Source organism: Marinomonas colpomeniae (assembly GCF_014803385.1).
Classification (GTDB): domain Bacteria; phylum Pseudomonadota; class Gammaproteobacteria; order Pseudomonadales; family Marinomonadaceae; genus Marinomonas; species Marinomonas colpomeniae.
In genome coordinates, this window is the sequence record NZ_JACYFC010000001.1 from 1 (window position 1) to 20225 (window position 20225).

The window sequence follows — 20225 nt, forward strand, 5'->3', positions numbered from 1 at the left end:
GAGAGTAGGTCGTCGTCAAGCTTGAATTAAGAGAAGCCCCGTTCTGCTATGCAGGACGGGGTTTTTTCGTTCTGGGTCATTAGGAAACGAGAGCATTTTATTGTTCATTTACTTGCGACTGTTTCGCAGGTTCAACGAGTCAGCGTAAATGGAAAACAACACCCTGTCGTTTCGTGAGTTCAAGAACAGAAAAAAGCCCTAATAGGAGAATCTATCAGGGCTTTTTTAGTTTTTATATAAGTATTTGTATAAGTGCAGAAATTATTTTGGGAGATGTCTAGTGGCTTTTGAGCGGTGATTAAGACTGGATATTGCAGGTACAAAAAAGCCCTCTTGTGAGGGCTTTAAAATATATACGTTATTAACGAGTGCTGTCTGCGAGCTCGTTAAGTAAAACTCGTTGGGCGCTACGGTAATCATCTTTTCTTGGTTTTGATAACTGATATGAGCCGTCACTTTGCAGTATCCAGCTTTGAGTATTATCCGCCAAATAGTATTCTAGCTCTTTTTTCACTCGACGTGTTTGTTTGTAATCCTGTAAAGGAAAAGCTACTTCGATACGATTGTTTAGATTCCGGTCCATTCCATCAGCGCTGGATAAGTATACTTGAGGGTTACGGTTGTTATAGAAATAATAAACACGAGTGTGTTCTAAGAATCGGCCAATGATACTCCGTACTCTGATATTCGAAGATATTCCCTTAATGCCAGGGCGTAATGTACAAATACCACGAATGATAAGGTCTATTTTAACTCCAGCCTGCGAGGCTTTGTATAAAGCTTGAACCAGTCTTTGCTCAGTTAGAGAATTGACTTTTATGATGATGCGCGCAGGGTCTCCATTAAGAGCATTTTGTGCCTCGCGATTAACCATCTCGAGTAAACGGTCTCTTAGAGTAAAGGGTGCATGTAATAGCTTTTTAACCTTTAGTTCTTTACTCATTCCTGTTAATTGTTGGAAGACGCGATGCACATCGTCCCCGATTTCTTTGTTACAAGTAAGGAAACTGTAATCCGTATATAGTCTTGCGTTGCCTGCATGGTAGTTACCAGTTCCTAAGTGCACATAACGAGTGAGATCTACTCCTTCTCTACGGACAATTAGAATCATTTTAGCGTGTGTTTTATGGCGTACTACGCCATAAACAACAATAGCTCCTGCGTCTTGTAAGCGGCTCGCTAATGCTAAGTTTTCAGCTTCATCAAAACGTGCACGCAATTCGATAACAACAGTTACTTCTTTTCCATTTCTGGCAGCTTCAACTAATGCATTCGCAATTGGTGAACGTGAGCCTGTTCTATAGAGTGTTTGACGTATTGCAACCACATTTGGGTCTTTTGCTGCTTCACTTAAAAGATCTATTACAGGAGCGAAACTTTCAAATGGGTGCATGAGTAAGTAATCGCGTTGGCGAATAGCTTCGAATATACCTCCTGAACTGGCTAGTTTTCTTGGTAGCCCAGGTGAAAAAGGAGGGTACATAAGATCAGGGCGATCAACCATTTCTAGTACAGCCATTAATCGACTGAGATTTACTGGGCCATCGATACGGTATAAATCTTGTTGTTCTAAATCAAATTGTTTTAGCAACGAATCTACAATATGTAGAGGGCAGTTCTCTGCAATTTCAAGTCGTACAGAGCTACCATAATGTCGGCTTTGCAATTCTGTTCGTAAAGCACCTGCTAAATCAACACCAATGTCATCAGAGTCGACTTCGAGATCTGCATTACGAGTTAATCTAAATTGAAAGCAACCTTTTACTGTCATGCCAGGGAAAAGTTGATCTGCATGTGCATGAATAATAGACGAGAGGAAAACAAGATTGTCTCCGCCTTCGCAAACATCGTCAGGTAGTTTTACTAAACGAGGCAATGAGCTTGGTGCTGGTACAATAGCAAGCCCGTTTTCTCGGCCGAAGGCGTCTCTGCCTTCTAGCTCGACAACGAAGTTAAAGGTCTTATTAGCCAGCCTTGGGAAAGGGTGAGCAGGGTCTAGTCCGATAGGGCTGATAATGGGTAAAACATTGTCTCTAAAGTAGCGCTTAACCCAAACGGCTTGCTTCTCATTCCAAACAGTACGACGTATAAAGCTAACGTTTACTTCTGCTAGTTTAGGGAAAATAATGTCGTTTAGGATTTTATATTGGCGGCGGACTAATTTATGCGCTTGTTCGCTGATTAGGCTTAGCACTTTTTTAGGGTGCATGCCGTCAGGGCCATTTTTTTCACGATTATATTCTAACTGGCTTTTTAAGCCCGCCACTCGAATTTCAAAAAACTCATCCATGTTAGAGCTAAAAATACACAAGAACATCAGTCTGTTTAAAATTGGATGGTTTTCATCCATGGCTTGTTCAAGTACACGAGCGTTGAATTGTAAGTGACTTAATTCACGGTTGAAATAGAGTTCAGGGTCGCCCAGATCAATCTCTTCAGGCGGGCGCTCTTCTATAGCCACCTTAGTGCGATCTTGTGGTTGCTCTGGAATTGGCTCTAGAACTAGTTCGGCATCCAACTCTATTGTTGGTGCAGGTATTAGTTCTTTTTTTTCTATCTCGTTCACAGACTGCTCAGACATGTGCTTTTATTATCTCCAAATACCTTTTAATTATGATGTTGGTATCTTTATTCCCTTTACCTATTTTTTAGATATAAAGAATAAACTACACCAATGCAGCCTGTGGGTCACCGATTCTTAGTTCTTATTTTAGCTAAAATATAAATGCTTAGCTTTTTAGCAGGCGTGCAGCGTCTTTTGCAAAATAAGTAAGGATGCCATCTGCCCCAGCACGTTTGAATGCTAACAGCGACTCCATCATTACCGTATCTTTATCTAACCAACCGTTTTGGAAAGCCGCCATATGCATAGCGTATTCTCCGCTTACTTGATAGGCGAAAGTTGGTACTTCTAATTCTGATTTCACTCTGCGGACAATATCTAAATAAGGCATGCCGGGTTTCACCATAACCATGTCAGCACCTTCATCCAAATCTAACATGACTTCTCTAATGGCTTCATTAGAATTTGCTGGATCAATTTGATAGGTAAATTTATTGCCTTTACCAAGGTTACCGCTAGAACCAATTGCATCTCTAAAAGGGCCATAATATGCAGACGCATATTTTGCTGCATAAGCCATAATCAGTGTATTGATAAAGCCTTCATTTTCTAATTCATCACGAATTTCACCAATGCGACCGTCCATCATGTCAGAAGGTGCAACAACGTCTGCGCCTGCTTTAGCATGCGATAGCGCTTGTTTAACAAGAATCTCAACTGTTATATCATTTAACACATAACCATCATCATCGATAATGCCATCTTGTCCATGAGTTGTGTATGGATCCAAGGCTACATCGGTTAATACACCTAATTCTGGAAACGCTTCTTTTAATGCGCGAACAGCTCGTTGTACTAAGCCATTTTGATTGTAAGCTTCTTCCGCAAGCAATGATTTTTTATCATCTTTAATAACTGGAAATAAAGCCACAGTAGGTATACCCAAATCGACTATCTCTTTTGCTTCTTCCAATAATAAGTCGATGGAAATGCGATCTATATTTGGCATTGATGGAACGGCCTGACGGACATTGTTTCCTTCAATAATAAACATTGGATATATTAAATCGTCGGCAGTTAGATGATGCTCGCGCATTAGGCGGCGAGAAAAATCATTCTTCCGCATGCGACGCATACGAGTATATGGAAATGTCATCCGATATGGCTCCTTATTACTGTGTATGAATGTACTTGAGTATTATTACAATATTAAGTCAATCTCATCCTAATCACCTTGTGCTAAAGCATATAAATGATGAAATGATAGCGTTATTTAATGCAAGAATATTGGGATGGTATTAACTAGTCCAATAATACTTCGGCTTCTTCTAACGCTTCTTGAGCCTCAAACCAAGCTTCTTCACTTTCAGCGAGTGCTTTCTTCCATTTAGCTTCATCACTTAATAAGCTTTGTAATGTTTCTCTCTGTTCTGCTTCGTACAAAGCGGTGTCAGACATAAGTTCTGATATTTGGTCTAGGTGTTCTTGTGCCTTTAGTACAGATTTTTCGAATTGCTCGATTCTCTTATGAAGAGGTCGCAACTTCTCTCTAGCTTCGGCTGCTTTTCGACGTTCTTCTTTACGGTCTATTTTTTCGACTTTGCCGACACTAAGTTCGTTCTTTTCAGCCTGATTAGTATTGGCTTGTCGTGCTTGTAACCATGAATGATAAGCAGGTAAGTCACCATCAAAAGATTGAATCGCATTGTCAGCAACAAGATAAAACTCATCGACAGTACTGTTTAATAAATGACGATCATGTGACACCAATAAGATAGCGCCGGGAAACTCTTGTAATGCTTCTGTGAGAGCTTGTCGCATTTCAAGGTCTAAATGGTTTGTCGGCTCATCAAGCACTAATAGGTTGGGCTTTGTCCAAGAAATAAGAGATAAAGCTAGACGTGCTTTTTCGCCACCAGAGAAGCCTTTTACAGCGCGTAGTGCATCATCTCCAATAAACCCAAAGCCACCTAGGTAGCGACGAATTTCATTTTCTAATACTTTAGGCGAAAGGCGTTGAATATGGAGCAGTGGCGACGCTTCCAAATCTAATGCGCTTAATTGATGCTGAGAAAAGTAACCTATCTTTAGGTTTTCGCCGAGTATTCGATCGCCCGATAAAACGTCAATTTCTCCAACAATTGATTTTATTAAAGTTGATTTACCAGCACCATTCGGTCCAAGCAAACCAATACGTTGGCCGTCACGAAGGGCGAAGTTACTGTCCCCAAGCTGGATGATTTTTTCACCCGATTCTAATGTATAACCTAAATCAGCTTGTGAGAGGTTTACCAATAGTTGAGATGTTTTTTCAGCCACTGGAATAGAGAACTCAAATTGAGAGTCGATATGAGCGGGGCCGATGAGTTCCATTTTTTCGAGCATTCGCAAACGGCTCTGGGCTTGTTTTGCTTTGTCTGCCTTGAAGCGAAAGCGATCAACGTATTGTTGCAAATGAGCACGTTTGGTTACTTGTTTCTCATGGCTAGCCTGTTGCTGAGCAAGGTGCTCGGCTCTTTGTCGCTCGTAATCTGAATAGTTACCTTTATAGACAGTCAGTCTTTTTTGGTAAAAGTGGACGATATGGCTACAAATAGCGTCTAAGAAATCTCGGTCATGGGAGATCAATAACAAGGTGCCTGGGTACTGGCGCAGCCAGTTCTCTAACCACATAACGGCGTCTAAATCTAAATGGTTGGTTGGCTCATCCAACAAAAGTACGTCAGAGGGGCACATTAATGCTTTTGCAAGATTAAGGCGAATGCGCCAACCACCTGAAAAGTCAGATACAGGTTTGCGCATGTCTGTCATTTTGAAGCCTAAACCTTGAAGTAAGGTTTCGGCTCTTGATTCGGCGGTATAGCCTTGCGCGCTTTCAAATTCGCCTAACCAGTTGGCATGATCGTGATCGTTTCCGCGCTCTTGTGCTTGTGCTATTTTGCTTTCAATCTTTCTGAGCCAATCATCGCCATCGAGACAATAATCTAATGCTGTGCGCTGAGTCTCTTCTACTTCCTGCGCCATAAAGGCAATACGGCGATTGCTTGGTAAAAAAATTTCACCGGTGTCCGCGTGTAATTCACCTTTTATCATAGCGAAGAGTGAGGACTTACCTGCACCATTTGCGCCTATAAGGCCAACCTTTTGACTTTCGAAAATGGTTAAGTCGGCGTCTTCAAGTAAAAACTGAGTGCCACGCTGTAAACTAACTTCAGAAAATTGGATCATAAAAACAAGAAATCTCTTACCTCTGTAGCGAGGAATAAAATGACGTACTTAAATTTTAAATAGAATGGCTTTCATTTTAGAGTGCTGATGACGTAAACGAAATAGCAATAGCGCATATTCCAAGTTTATACACGGTTTAAAGTAGATGAATGACTGGTTCAAGGGTAAAATGGCGACAATTTCAATTTGAAAATTTTATCCGGCTTCGTGCTAGACAAAGGTGTGCTTGTGAATAATTTACCTATTAACGAAATTCAGCGTTTTTCATTTGATAATACGAATGTTCGTGGCGAGCGTGTGCTGTTGAATGACGCTTACCAAGAAATAATTAAACGTAAAGAATATCCGTTGCCTTTGGAAAAACTACTGGGGGAGTTTGTGGCGGCGATTGCCTTACTAAGAGATATTATAAAAATAGATGGTGTTTTGTCTATTCAAGCGAAAGGTAATGGCTTTTTATCAACATTGATGACGGAATGTGATGAGTTTCAAAACTTACGTGGCATTGTTCAATGGGATGAAACTCAAGATGTACCTGAAGAGCTACCATTAAAAGAGGTGTTAGCTGGCGGTTACTTAGCTATCACTATTCAACCTCGTAACGGACAGCGTTACCAAGGCATCGTTGAGATTATTGGCGATACATTATCAGAATGTTTAGAACAGTATTTTTTACAATCTGAACAGCTACCAAGTCGTGTGTGGTTGGCGGCAAATGGTTCTCAGTGTGGCGGTTTATTTCTACAGCGTTTACCTGCAGAACAAGCTCAATCAACGGATGAAGATGCATGGGAACGCCTTACTCATTTGGCTTCTACTGTTAAAGAAGAAGAGTTGCTAGGGCTTGAAACAATAGATCTATTGCATCGTTTGTATCATGAGGAAGAAGTTAGAATGTACGAAATGAAAACCATGCAATTTGGTTGTTCATGCTCTAGAGAGCGTACATTTGGCGCTGTAATGTCACTTGGTGCTGAAGAAGTGCGTGAGATATTGATCGAGCAAGGTTGCGTTAAAGTGGACTGCCAATTTTGCGCTGAAAAATATGAGTTTGTTGAGGCCGATTTAATTGCAGCACTCGGTGATCAAGCTCAAACTCATTGAACTTGATCATTTGGGCTAATACATAGTTTGAATCTAAAGCATATTTCAGGCTAAAACGTGGCGTGATTAATAAGGTCACGCCACGATATCATACCAATGACTTGCTCTTCATTGTCGATAACAGGAAGGCAGGAGATATCTACACGTTTAAACCAAGCAAGAATCTCTTCTATTGGCGTTTCTGCCTTCACTGAGATTGGCTGGCGTGTCATAACCTGATGGGCGGCACGGTTTAGTGTATCTAAATCTCTTGGTTGCTCTGATACTCGATCAATAAAAGGGCTAATGATTCGAAGCAAATCTCGGTCTGAAATGATACCTACCAGTTTACCATTTTCAATAACGGGTAAGTGATGGAATGCGTGGGTCTCTAATATTTTTTTTATTTCTGGAAGGCGTTCATCTATGTCGACACTGATGACTGTTTTCGCCATGATATCTTGTGCTTTCATCGTTGCGTTCCTCATTGTCTTAATTAGAGAATTCAGTGTGTTTATAGTGAATATTGTTATATTAATATAAAAACAAAATCGGAACATGTTTTTTATTAATGTCGTTAAAATTTCTATTTATGCTATTAAAATCATCGAAATGGTTAATAAGTTAAAAACACATCTGTGAAAATAGCTACAGTCTTCGACTAAGGTCTCAAGACATTACTTTTAAAATCCGTATAATTGTCTCATACCTGCTCAGAATCCTTGATAGGTTGTTCGCTATTTGGATTTGCAATATTAATATGCAAGCAAAAGCGTTCTGAGGAGAGGAGTAAGAAAGTAAAGCGGTCTTCTTAAAAGATAGGCTGTTGGCCAAAAGCCTGTTTTCTAAAACACTCTCAAATTCACAATTAGCTATGACACGGCGAAATTATATGAGCTCAAATTCTGTAGACGTTTTACTAGTCGGTGGCGGTGCTATGAGCACAACGCTAGGAATGCTACTAAAGCAATTAGATCCTAGCATGACCATGATGATGGTTGAGCGTTTAAGTGGTATCGCAAAAGAAAGTACTGATGGTTGGAATAATGCTGGTACAGGCCATGCCGCGTATTGTGAACTGAACTATACATCTGAAAATAATGACGGCTCTGTCAATATAGATAAAGCAGTAAAAATTAATGCTGCTTTTGAGATTAGCCTTCAATTTTGGTCTTACCTTGTTGAACAAGGTCTAATGCCAGCTTCTAAAGAGTTTATACATCGCGTACCTCATCAGAGTTTTGTTTGGGGTGAACGAAATGTAGCAATGCTCAAAGCTCGACATGCGGCTATGAGCGCACATCCAGCTTTTAAAGAGATGCAATACACTGAAGATTTGCAAACACTGAAAGAGTGGATGCCACTTGTTATGAATAACCGTGATAATAGTGAGCCACTTGCTGCAACACGTGTTGAACATGGTTCAGATGTGAATTTCGGTGCGATTGCTCGTAACATGAGTAAGCATCTAGAGAGCTTGGAAAATTTTGAACTGAGCTTAGAAACAGAAGTAAAAGATTTGAAAAAAAGAGCTGATGGCCGATGGGACGTTACCATTGAGCAAAACGGTTCTCGCAAAGTAGTAAGCGCTAAATTCGTTTTCTTAGGTGCTGGCGGTGGAGCTTTACCTTTGCTACAAAAAGCAGAAGTTAAAGAAGGTAAAGGGTTCGGTGGCTTCCCTGTTAGTGGGCAATGGCTAGTGTGTGAGAAAACAGATCTAGTAGATCAGCACTTTGCCAAAGTATATGGTGCAGCTCCAATTGGTGCGCCACCTATGTCTGTTCCACATTTGGATACACGTATCATCGATGGCAAAAAGGCTATTTTATTTGGTCCATTCGCCGGTTTTACGACAAAATTTTTAAAAACAGGGTCTTTTTTCGACCTGCCAAAAAGTATTCAGTTCGACAATATTAAACCAATGCTAAATGTTGGTAAAAATAATATGGATCTGACTCGTTATTTGATTAGCGAGGTGATGCAATCTCATAAAGATCGCTGCAAATCATTACGTCAATTTTTTCCTGATGCTCAGGATAAAGATTGGGAGCTGGCTTATGCAGGTCAACGTGTGCAAATAATTAAGAAAGACGAAAATGGTGTTGGAAGTTTGCAATTTGGTACCGAATCAATTGCTACAGAGGATGGATCTTTAGCGGCTTTACTTGGCGCTTCACCTGGTGCATCAACAACAGTAGATACCATGATAGGTATTCTGAAACGTTGTTTTCATGATCGCTTGGAGACCCCTGAGTGGCAAACGAAAATGAAAGAAATGGTGCCTTCTTACGGGGAATCATTAGTCGATGACACTGATTTGCTTCTTTCTATTCGAGAGCACACATTAGAAACGCTGCATTTAAAGCCTTAGGGTTTAGACTAGTGACAGAGTGTTTAAAAAAAGGCTGGGTAATACCTAGCCTTTTTTATGTTATTTAAACTATTAAAATGAACATATCAAGATAGAGATTTAATATGACAATGATGTTTGCTGAGCGCGCTGATCAATTATGTGACAGATTACGAGATATAGAGCATCAGGCTGAAGAGGGTGATCAGCTTTTTTATTGCGCTTATTTATTAGGGTTACTGGGTTTGCATAGTAGTATTGAAGGTGAAGGAAAGGTTGAATTTGACTTGATGTTTGATGGAATTCTAAGGGAAACCATTGAATCAGAAAATGTTACTGAAGAAGATCAGAAATATATTTTGACGTTATGGGAAACGGTCTGTAAAAACGCAGCATAAGTTATTTTATCAGAATGCTTATAAAAAAAGAGAGGCAATGAATATTGTCTCTCTTTTTTTGTTTCTAAATAGCGTCTTTATGGCTTGCTAGGTCGTGGCGCATAAGCAAACACATCAGAGTAACTGTTATCTTGGCTTAATCCTTTTAGCTCAAGTTGGTCAAGGGTTCCATATACCATGGCAACGGATCCGCTTATAAATGCAACGCTTTTACTTAAGTCTGGATGATCTTCTAAAACTGTATTATACAGCCAGCCGGTTTTTCCCTTCCACTTTTCGCTGCCTTCATTTACGACAACTTCTAGTGAGAAAGGCGAGTGTTCGTGTGCGTGTTTTAGCCAAGACTGCGCGAATACATCTTCCTCACTTCTTACACCCCAATAAAAGGAAACTTTGCCAGTAAAATTGCTTTCCACTAGCTCACTGTAAAGGCTTTTGATTTGCGCAAAACCTGTACCACCTGCAATTAACAAAATATGTTCAGGTGATGTGTCCAAAATACCATTTTGTAGGTGACAATCACCACCTGGCGCTTTGATGGTAATATTTTCATTTGATTTAATATGCTCAACTACTTTGTGGGCGAGTGATTCAGCATCTGAAACCAAAATATACAGCGTTAGGTTTGGTAGTTCATGTGGCGCGCTACCAATTGAATAAGGGACTTGTTCGCCTGTCGGTAAAACCACCATTAAGTATTGGCCAGCTATAAAAGACAGGTCATTTACCTGTAAGGTAATTTGATATACATCTTTGTTAATTAATTCAACAGTGTTTACCTTCGCGGTAATGTCTTGCATAGAGCGACTCCGATATAAGCCTCACTCATTGGAGTGAAAAATTGGCTGACGATAATAGCGTATTAATATGAGTAAAAAAAAACCACTTTGGTAAAGTGGCTTTTTTACTTAACCAAAAGGCAAAGTTATTTGTTTTTACCTTTCATTGATTCAAAGAACTCATCATTTGTTTTAGTTACTTTTAGACGGTCAATTAAAAACTCTGTCGCTGCAACATCTTCCATAGGATTCAATAGTTTACGTAGAATCCACATGCGTTGCAGTTCATCTTCTGACGTAAGTAAATCTTCACGACGAGTACCTGAACGACGAATATTAATTGCTGGGAAAGTTCTTTTCTCAGCAATTTTACGATCGAGGTGAAGTTCAGAGTTACCAGTACCTTTGAATTCCTCAAAGATAACTTCGTCCATTTTTGAACCGGTATCAACAAGTGCAGTGGCTATAATCGTTAAACTGCCGCCTTCCTCAATATTACGTGCAGCACCAAAGAAACGTTTTGGACGCTCTAATGCGTTGGCATCGACACCACCTGTTAACACTTTTCCTGAAGATGGGATTACTGTGTTGTAGGCACGGGCCAAACGGGTAATAGAGTCGAGTAATATAACTACGTCACGTTTGTGCTCAACAAGGCGTTTTGCTTTTTCGATAACCATTTCGGCAACTTGAACATGTCGTGTTGGTGGCTCATCGAATGTCGATGCCACAACTTCACCACGAACAGTTCGAGACATCTCTGTTACTTCTTCAGGGCGTTCATCGATTAGCAAAACAATTAAGTGGCAGTCTGGGCTGTTTCGAGTGATTGCGTTGGCGATGTTTTGCAGCATAAAGGTTTTACCCGCTTTTGGCGGAGAAACAACCAAGGCACGTTGACCTTTACCCATAGGAGCAACAAGGTCGATGATACGAGAAGTAATATCTTCTGTAGAGCCGTTGCCTGCTTCCATTAACAAACGTTCATCAGGAAACAAAGGTGTTAAGTTTTCAAAAAGAATTTTATTACGAACACTTTCTGGCTTATCAAAGTTAATTTCATTCACTTTTAATAAGGCAAAGTATCGTTCACCGTCTTTTGGTGGACGGATTTTTCCGGCGATCGTATCACCAGTACGCAGATTAAAACGACGAATTTGGCTTGGCGACACATAAATGTCGTCTGGTCCTGCTAAGTAAGAACAGTCAGGAGAACGTAGGAAGCCAAAGCCATCTTGAAGAATCTCTAAGATACCGTCACCGTAAATGTCTTCTCCGCCTTTAGCATGACGCTTTAGGATTGAGAAAATAACATCTTGTTTACGGGAGCGAGCCATATTTTCTAGGCCCATTTCCGATGCGATTTCTAAAAGTTCGTGTACTGATTTCTGTTTTAAGTCGGTAAGATTCATAAATGGGTTTTGTATTAGCTCATTGGAAGAAATTGACGGAATTAGAGTTATTCAAATAAGTAACCATAATTTGTGTCTGGAAGTATTTAACAATGTATCAGCTACTCGGCACCAAAAACATAAAACAATATATTTGTTTTGTTTTAACGGCCCGGATAGGGCAAAGCCAATACAGCGCGAAACAATTTGATTGGGGTCAAAATTAAAACAATTTATTGCTTTGTTCTTATCTCAACGATTCATACTATAGTTCGACTTAAAGGCGAGGTCTATAGTGAAAACTCGTAAAAAAACACTTTTTGGTAATTTTTTGAGCAAAAACCATTTTAATTGACTTAAAATTCTGTTTTCTTCACTTTAATAAGTAAGTTGCGCTTGCTTTTCGTGAGAAGGGCTTAATGGTTACAAAAAATTCATATAATACGGGCTTGTTTCTGGTACTTTCTTAGCAATGAAATACCTTGGTAACTGATATACTCACCTTCTATTAAGATTTCTGAGACATAAGGCTTTCTGAATGCAATCACTCTTTTTGCAACAATCTCACGACTTTCCTTTCGAAAAAATAGCAGCAATTGATCTAGGGTCAAACAGTTTCCATATGGTTGTTGCTCAAGTAACACATGGACAATTACGTATCATAGGGGAGTTTGGCGAAAAAGTTCAGTTGGCTGCAGGGTTAGTAAATAGCCGCTTAGACGATGCTGCACAACAACGAGGCTTGGATTGTTTAGCGCAATTTTCTCAAGTTATTGAAGATATGCCATCAGGTTCTGTTCGTGTAGTCGGAACCAATGCTTTGCGAGTGGCCAAAAATCGATATGATTTTATTGGCAAGGCAATGGACATAATGAGTCACCCTATTGAGATTATTGCCGGTAGAGAAGAGGCTCGACTAATTTATGTTGGTGTTTCCAGAACGATGGATCATGGTGAGTCTAAAAGGTTGGTTGTTGATATTGGTGGTGGTAGTACAGAGCTTATTATTGGACAGCAGCTTGAACCCATATTGACAGAAAGTCTTCATATGGGGTGTGTAAGCTTCAATCAGCGATTCTTTGCAGATGGTGCTATCAATAAATCAAATTTTCAAAAAGCCGTTACTGCCGCACGATTGGAACTGCTAAGTATACAAGACGATTACCTTGACGAAACTTGGGATGTTGCACTGGGGTCATCAGGAACCGCTAAGGCCGCCTTCAATATTATTAAGGAAAATAATTGGAGTAAAAAAGGCATTACGATCAAAGCGCTTAAACAAATCCAGAAAGCGTTATTGTTAGCGGGGCATTCAGATAAAATTGATTTACTTGGCCTTAAACCTGAACGAAAAAGTACCTTTGCTGCAGGCATTGCAATATTAACGGCTGTATTTGAATGCTTTGATATTAAGCAGATGGATTTCTCTAATGGTGCATTAAGAGAAGGTGTGCTTTATGACATCATGGGACGATATGCGGAAACGGATATTCGAGAACGTACCGTCAACTATATGCTTAATCAATATCATATTGATACAGAGCAAGCGAAATTAGTTACTCACACTGCATTATCTGCTTTAGCTCAAGTCAAAGATGATTGGAAACTTAATAGTATATCCAGTGAAGATCTACTTAGATGGGCTGGTCTGCTTCATGAGGTTGGTGCAGGGATTTCTCATAGTCGATATCACAAACATGGCGCTTATATTATTAGAGAGTCAGATATGCCTGGTTTCTCTCAACAAGAGCAGCAAGCATTAGCTAATTTGATTTTACGACATCGCCGAAAATTTACTCAGGCGTTAGATTATCGATTTACTAAAAGTGATCAGCAAGATTTAGACGGCTTATCAATTTTGTTGCGCTTGTCCATATTATTGCATGACGGTAGAAAAGAAGGAGATATGCCAATTTTCACTTTAAAAGCGGACAGTAAAAACCTGCATATTGAGTTTTTACCTGAATGGTTAGATGGCAGACCATTAACGTTAGCGAATTTACAAAGAGAAGCTGAGATATTAATAGCAAGTGGATATAACCTGACTTTTAGCTAAGTTAGGTTCTCTATAGAGCGATATAAAGCAGCAACGTCTTCTCGTTGTAAGCCAGTAACGCGAGAAACACGACCTACACTCGATGATATTTGTACTGACTCTTTTCCTGTGTCATCTTCTTTTGCTTCTTTATTGGGCTGACTTTGTACTTTTTGTTCGACTAATAAATTTTTTGCATAGTCAGATAGCTGCACTGAATCTGCGTGTTTCTCAAAATTTGGACGTGAGTCTATATCTGTCTTTATTGAGACAGTAGGCTGATATGGAGTATTGTTAGATATGGACGTAATCGACAAAACAGCCACCTTAGAGAGTTGCTCAAGATAGCTTTTATAATAGTATAAAAAATAGTCAGTGTGTCTTTTATTATTCCTATTTTATGACATCTTTATATAGGTGAGCGGTAGAGGGTTGATATCATTGTTTGACGTATTATTATTTTTGAAGACATTAGCTTGGGTAATTTAATGCTTGATAGGACAAAAACTGTACTTATTTTATATTCTCATTAAGCATATTAGTGTCATTGCTATATTAAGGATGATATTGTTTACAAATTGTTTACATGGAATAAGACTGAAAAATCGTGTCTTTAATAGATTGAAAGTCTATTCAATATTGCCAATTTGATAACATGAATGATTATTTGTTGTAAGTAATTCGCTTCAAAAAGGATACCGCATGAGCCAAGAAAATCTCCCAATAGAACATCTCTATTTCACTGAGACGAACCTTGAAAAAATCTTAGAGAATTTAGATGTCGTTCGTAACCAAATTCATCCCGATTCTTTAGATGAAAATGGTGATAATGATCAAGTTTTTCCATCGGTTTGCCTGATTGGCTTAGGACGCTGTGGCTCTAATATTGCTCTGGACGTCGCGTCGTTAGTATACGAAGCAAGAGCGAATTACATGCGCGAAGTGGAAAGCCAAGAAATATTGGATGGCGAGAATGAATTTCGTCCAATGCGTTGGATTCGAAAACATTTACCTATGGAAGGAAAAGATGGCTTCAAGCCAGTTTTCTTAATTGAGCCAATTGTTTTATTAGGTGACTTGGACAAAGATATTGAAGGACGAATTCGCTTCTCTAATCAAGAAGGAAGAATGCAGTTTTTAGACGAATACAAAAAACTGCAAATAATGGATTTGTCTGAAGTGCATGCTGGTGGTGCTGGTAATGCTCCTATTCTAGGACAATATTTAGCTAAAATTATTTTGAACAAAGATGCGACGACCTTCCAAAATGAAAACTGGAAGCAACAGCATTCTTACCTTGTCGATTCTTGCGGCATCAAAGCTAACCAATCGCGTTTATATTTTTATATTTTTAGTGCTGGTGGTGGTACAGGTTCTGGTATGGCATCTGAATTTGGCCTTGCACAGCAGTTTTCATATTTGAGCAAAACGTTTGACTATCGTTCAGACCAAGCCCAGCTTGCAGATAAGCGTCACAGCTTTGTTTTTGAGCCTATCTTTACATCTGGTATTTGTATTTTACCAAACATCTCTGGCAAAGGTGTCGAAATTTCAGAAGCGTTGCATATAAATGCAGGCCGACTGCTAACGAAATACATTTCCGAAGAATGGAATTTTTCGTATAACGAAGAGCGAGACGATGAGCAAGCTCCTGAAGATATGATGGAACGAATTCGCCCTTGGAATTCTATGATGTTGATCTCTAATGACATCATGCGTTATGCAGAAGAAGCAAATGGCGGAGATGCGGAGAATATAGATGTAAATACAATGGAGAAATATGCGAACCAATATATTTCTCAACAAATATTTAACATCCTAACCGCGCAAGCAGTTACAACCGATTATGATAAAGATTACTTCCGCCGCGCAGGCATTGATATATCAGAAACTATTCGCCTAGATGCGAATGACTTGTTTATGAGTTTAGCAGGCCCAGTCGCTGTTGCGTATGCGGAGAGCGTCGTGAGTGAAGGTACTCATCAGGACAATGTAGATATTGATGATTTGTTTTGTCGATCTATTGAATTGCCACATTTTAATAACGATACATCTGCAATTGAAGGTGTGAGCGTATTACCTATTGAGTCTGGTCGATACCGAGAATACATTAAGAACTACCGTAAGAGTGGTTATGATGCGAGTACCTTGAATCATCTGCACTTTTTCAAAAACTGTTCCTCTATTGTATCAATTATTTCCTTGCCGAGAGATTACAAACTGTCTTTCACCGCATTGAATCGTCTTAAAATGCATTTGAACCGTTTATGCCCTAATACAACATTGAAGCGTTATGCTTTGGTGATTGGTGCGTCGGCTAACTTGTCGTTAACAACGCTTATCGCGAAAAGTCCTTGTTTAAGTGATGACTTTTTAACCTTGATGGTTGCTTATATGAAGCGCTGTTTTGCTCGTGATGAGTATCGATATACGGATGAAATTGATAGCGCTATCATTCAAATGATTCAAGATGATGAGTTTGATGAGTCACTGATTGATAAGTACTTTACGGCTTATGAAAATCCAGCAAAAATCCTAGATACGAACTGGTATGCAATTAAGCCGATGTATGAGAAAAAATATCGTGAATTGATTGATAACAGCAAACGTTTTGTTTCGATTAATGATATTCGCTTAGATATTAATAATGTTAAAAACGCAGTTAAATATCTACGAGAAATTTATCGTCATCGCATTAGTAAAACAAGTGTACTTACATTAAATGATTGATCTAAAAGTTAAAATTTAATCTGAACTAAGCATTTGTATTAAAAGGCCACCCAATAGGGTGGCTTTTTTTTGCTTATTTTAAAATGCTAATTTAGTAAAAGTTGGCGTAACTATTGAATGAATATAAGACACAATTCTTTTATCGACTTTTTGTAGTATTTCTACCTCAATTTTGTTGTAACCTGATCTTCATTTGTGCAAATTTAATCTGACAAGAATTTTTTGGTGCGATTTTACTAACTAGGGTATATATGTCTGAATTTTATTGGTTATTGGTCGCTTCCGTTCTTGTCTTTATGATGCAGGCTGGTTTTTTATGTTTAGAAAGTGGCCGTATACGCAGTAAAAATAGTATTAATGTCGCAGCGAAAAACATATCTGATTTTATTATATCGACAATTTTATTTTGGACCTTTGGATTTGGAATCATGTTTGGTGATTCTGTTTTTGGTCTATTTGGTTCCAGTGATTTCCTTTTTGATGAATTACATACACCTTGGCAAATTAGCTTCTTTATTTTCCAGATGATGTTCTGTGGTACCGCCGCAACATTAACATCAGGTGCTGTTGCTGAACGAATGACATTTATAGGTTACTTAGCCATCACGGTTGTACTAAGTGCTTTTATCTATCCAGTTGTAGGGCATTGGGTGTGGTCTGGTGCTTATCTTGCTGGTGAGTCTAAAGGTTGGCTGGAAAACCTTGGTTTTGTTGATTTTGCAGGTTCTACTGTGGTTCATTCTGTTGGCGGTTGGATGGCTTTGTCTGCCATTATGATAATTGGTCCACGCATAGGGCGTTTTGAGCAAGGAATTCGATTATCACCTGGAAATAATCTTCCACTGTCCGCATTAGGTGTTTTATTGATTTGGTTTGGTTGGATTGGTTTCAACGGCGGCAGTACTTTAGCATTAACCAACGATGTTCCCATGATCATTCTAAATACATTTATTTCTGCTGCATGGGGTGGGCTAATTGCGGCCGGTATTAATTATTATCGTGATGGTTTCATAGATGTTAGTTTCGTACTTAATGGTGCAATTGCTGGCCTAGTTGGTATAACAGCCTCTTGTCATGTGGTTTCTCCTGGTGCTTCTATCATAATTGGTTCTGTGTCTGGTGTAATAGTATATTACGGTAGTTTATTGATGGAGCGGTGGCAGTTAGACGATGCTCTTGATGTTGTTCCTGCGCATTTATTTGCGGGTGTATGGGGAACGTTGAGTGTGGCCCTATTTGGTAATGCAGAGAGAATTGGTAATGGCTTAGGTTTCTGGAACCAGCTTTGGATTCAGGGTTTTGGGATCGTTGTTATTGGCCTATATTGTTTCTTGGTTGGCTATTCTTGTATGTGGTTACTAAATCGTTTCATGCCCTTACGAGCAAGCAAAGAACAAGAAGAGCTAGGGTTAAATGTTGCTGAACATAAAGCGACAACAGAACTGCTCGATTTACTTACATCAATGCAGTATCAGCAAAGTAATGCTGATTTTTCTCGGCCTGTACCAGAGGAACCTTTTACTGAAGTTGGACAAATCGCTCGAAAATATAATCAGGTTATAGATCGTGTGGTTAGTGAAATTGAAAAGCGTGATAATGCGTTAACTTGCTTTCAAGAAAGTGAAATGCGCAAATCCGCCATTTTAAACTCCTCAATGGACTGCATTGTAACGATTAGCCGATATGGTTCTATTATTGAGTTTAATCCAGCTGCAGAGCGAACTTTTGGGTGTTTGAAAACACAGGTTGAAGGTAAAAACTTCATCGATTTGTTTATTCTAGAAGAAGATCAGCAAAGAGTATTTGAAAGCTTAAATTCTGGGTTTGCGTCTTCAGAGGGACTAATACTTAATCGACGTAACCCCTTTCGTTTACAACGAGATTCAAATAACTGCTTCCCAGCAGAAATAGCGATTACAAAAGTAAATGTTAAGTCATCGCAAAGCAGTGAATTTACGCTTCATATTAAAGATATGGCTCGCCATGTAAAGTTACAGGAGAGGTTGAGATTACTAGCTTATAGCGACCCCCTAACCAATTTATACAATCGTACATACCTCATGGATGCTCTGGTTAATGCACTGTTGTTTGCTAGCAAGCAAAAAACAGTAGTAGGCTTGTTATTTTTAGATTTAGATAACTTCAAAATTATTAATGATACGTTAGGGCATAAAGCAGGAGATGAGCTTTTGTGTGAAGTGGCACAACGTTTGAAAGCCGTATCTGACGAGTTTGACATTATTTCTCGTTGGGGAGGGGATGAATTTGTCTTTTTAATAACAAAGGATGTTACTGCTGAAAGCTTAGAGAAACGCGCCCAGCAAATATTAGAATCAATGCGAGCCCCAGTTCATCTTAGCGGACAATATCTAACTATCCCGACAAGTATCGGTGTTTCATTTACTGATCAAAAAGATATAGACGCCGAAAAACTTATTCAACAAGCAGATATTGCAATGTATTGGGCTAAAGACAAAGGGCGTGATAATGCTCAATTTTTCACGCCAAAAATGGCGAGTATTGTGTCGAAAAAGTTCGGCTTTGAAAAAGAGATTAATGAAGCGCTATTACTCGAACAGTTTCACTTGGTTTTTCAGCCTCAAGCCTTTATGGGAAAAGAAAATATCGTGGCGTTAGAGGCCCTAATTCGATGGGACCATCCAACTAAAGGAATCATTTCACCTGCTGAATTTATTCCTATTGCGGAAGAATCTAGCTTGATAATGAAAATTGATGAATGGGTTATTGATCAAGCTTTGAAACAACAGAAATCATGGCAAGATCAGGGCTTAGCGTTAGTTCCTGTTGCAATTAACCTTTCTGGGCGCCACTTAGTTTCTGACTCTCTAGTACCTTATATATCTAAGAAATTAAAGGACTATGGTATTAAAGGAGGTCTATTAGAAATCGAAATTACAGAGGGCGTTTTACTACAAGATATTGAGCGCTGTATTGATGTCATGGCCGAGTTGAAAATATTAAATATAAAAATATCTGTGGATGATTTTGGAACGGGATATTCTTCTCTAAGTTATTTAAAGCGCTTATCGCTTGATACACTAAAAATCGATAAATCGTTTGTTGAAGAATGTGACCTTCATACGGAAGACACTAGCATCTGTGAGGCGATTATTCATCTGGCTCGAAACTTAAATCTCACCGTTGTAGCAGAAGGTGTGGAAACAGTCTCTCAAGTTAGGGTATTGAAGTCTTTAGGCTGTGAGATTTTTCAGGGATATTATTATTACAAGCCCATGAAAAATGATCAGATTGTTTGCTTGCTTGCTAAGACTCACTCGGAGGCTTAGGTGATTCTCTATCGCGTATCGTTTCCATCAGTTCTTGTCCGTGCGTCCTGTCTAACGCTTTCGTGCGGTAGTGCAGAGCTGTTTTAGCTATCATGTTTGCAGCAACAGGAGCTGTAATTAATAGGAAGAGCGTGATCAATAACTCCTGAACAGAAAATGCGCCTTTTAAATGGCTTTGATAAACCATCGAGGCTACTAAAACTCCAGTAATACCAAGAGTTGATGCCTTTGTTGGAGCGTGTAAACGCATATAAATATCAGGTAGGCGAGCTAGACCATAAGAACCTATTAGCAAAAAAATACCGCCAATAAGTAAACAAATACAAATAATAATTTCGAGATAAAATGGCATAACTTATC

At 39.2% G+C, this 20225-nt stretch carries 14 protein-coding genes; 6 read left to right on the forward strand and 8 right to left on the reverse strand.

The genetic code is table 11. The features are described 5' to 3' along the window. Positions 1-361 precede the first annotated feature (361 nt). The 3 genes from ppk1 to IF202_RS00015 form a co-directional block, all read right to left on the reverse strand. Entirely contained in the window at positions 362-2581 is a 2220-nt protein-coding gene (gene ppk1, locus IF202_RS00005) for a polyphosphate kinase 1 (RefSeq protein WP_191592826.1), read from the reverse strand. A gap of 148 nt (positions 2582-2729) precedes the next feature. After that, complete coding sequence (gene hemB / locus IF202_RS00010; RefSeq protein WP_191592827.1) at positions 2730-3719, reverse strand: porphobilinogen synthase; 990 nt, start codon at positions 3717-3719, stop codon at positions 2730-2732. A gap of 146 nt (positions 3720-3865) precedes the next feature. Beyond that, positions 3866-5791 (reverse strand): ABC-F family ATP-binding cassette domain-containing protein, encoded by a 1926-nt coding sequence (locus tag IF202_RS00015; protein ID WP_191592828.1) that lies wholly within the window; start codon positions 5789-5791, stop codon positions 3866-3868. Between the two features lie 228 nt (positions 5792-6019). Here IF202_RS00015 and hslO point away from each other — a divergent pair, with 228 nt between their 5' ends. Next, positions 6020-6895: an Hsp33 family molecular chaperone HslO gene (gene hslO / locus IF202_RS00020; protein WP_191593790.1), complete on the forward strand. Its 876-nt coding sequence runs from the start codon at positions 6020-6022 to the stop codon at positions 6893-6895. Positions 6896-6945: 50 nt separating this feature from the next. On the opposite strand, the gene IF202_RS00025 is transcribed toward hslO, so the two are convergent. After that, positions 6946-7347, reverse strand: a complete 402-nt coding sequence (locus IF202_RS00025) for a CBS domain-containing protein (RefSeq protein ID WP_191592829.1) — start codon at positions 7345-7347, stop codon at positions 6946-6948. A 365-nt stretch (positions 7348-7712) separates the two neighbouring features. Here IF202_RS00025 and mqo point away from each other — a divergent pair, with 365 nt between their 5' ends. Both mqo and IF202_RS00035 read left to right on the forward strand, forming a co-directional pair. Then, positions 7713-9245 carry a malate dehydrogenase (quinone) gene (gene mqo, locus IF202_RS00030; protein WP_268926164.1) on the forward strand — a complete coding sequence of 511 codons (1533 nt, stop codon included), beginning with the start codon at positions 7713-7715 and terminating at the stop codon, positions 9243-9245. A gap of 104 nt (positions 9246-9349) precedes the next feature. Continuing rightward, a complete protein-coding gene (locus IF202_RS00035) occupies positions 9350-9622 on the forward strand; it encodes a hypothetical protein (protein WP_191592830.1) in 273 nt (90 codons plus the stop codon). Between the two features lie 77 nt (positions 9623-9699). Here the strand turns inward: IF202_RS00035 and IF202_RS00040 are convergent, their stop codons facing one another. Further along, positions 9700-10422 (reverse strand): NAD(P)H-flavin reductase, encoded by a 723-nt coding sequence (locus tag IF202_RS00040; RefSeq protein ID WP_191592831.1) that lies wholly within the window; start codon positions 10420-10422, stop codon positions 9700-9702. A 125-nt stretch (positions 10423-10547) separates the two neighbouring features. Beyond that, on the reverse strand, positions 10548-11813 hold the full coding sequence (gene rho, locus IF202_RS00045) for a transcription termination factor Rho (RefSeq protein ID WP_191592832.1): 1266 nt from the start codon (positions 11811-11813) through the stop codon (positions 10548-10550). Between the two features lie 517 nt (positions 11814-12330). On the opposite strand from rho, the gene IF202_RS00050 reads away from it, so the two are divergent. Then, positions 12331-13848, forward strand: coding sequence for a Ppx/GppA phosphatase family protein (locus IF202_RS00050; protein ID WP_191592833.1), 1518 nt, complete (start codon positions 12331-12333; stop codon positions 13846-13848). Here the strand turns inward: IF202_RS00050 and IF202_RS00055 are convergent. Next, entirely contained in the window at positions 13845-14144 is a 300-nt protein-coding gene (locus IF202_RS00055; protein WP_191592834.1) for a hypothetical protein, read from the reverse strand. The two genes, IF202_RS00050 and IF202_RS00055, sit on opposite strands and share 4 nt — an antisense overlap. Positions 14145-14529: 385 nt before the next feature. Between IF202_RS00055 and IF202_RS00060 the strand changes: the two genes are divergently transcribed. Both IF202_RS00060 and amt read left to right on the forward strand, forming a co-directional pair. Further along, positions 14530-16557, forward strand: a complete 2028-nt coding sequence (locus IF202_RS00060; protein WP_191592835.1) for a hypothetical protein — start codon at positions 14530-14532, stop codon at positions 16555-16557. Positions 16558-16808: 251 nt separating this feature from the next. Continuing rightward, entirely contained in the window at positions 16809-19865 is a 3057-nt protein-coding gene (gene amt, locus IF202_RS00065; RefSeq protein WP_191592836.1) for an ammonium transporter, read from the forward strand. Here amt and IF202_RS00070 read toward each other — a convergent pair. Further along, complete coding sequence (locus IF202_RS00070; protein ID WP_191592837.1) at positions 19843-20217, reverse strand: Na+/H+ antiporter subunit G; 375 nt, start codon at positions 20215-20217, stop codon at positions 19843-19845. The genes amt and IF202_RS00070 overlap by 23 nt on opposite strands. Positions 20218-20225 lie beyond the last annotated feature (8 nt).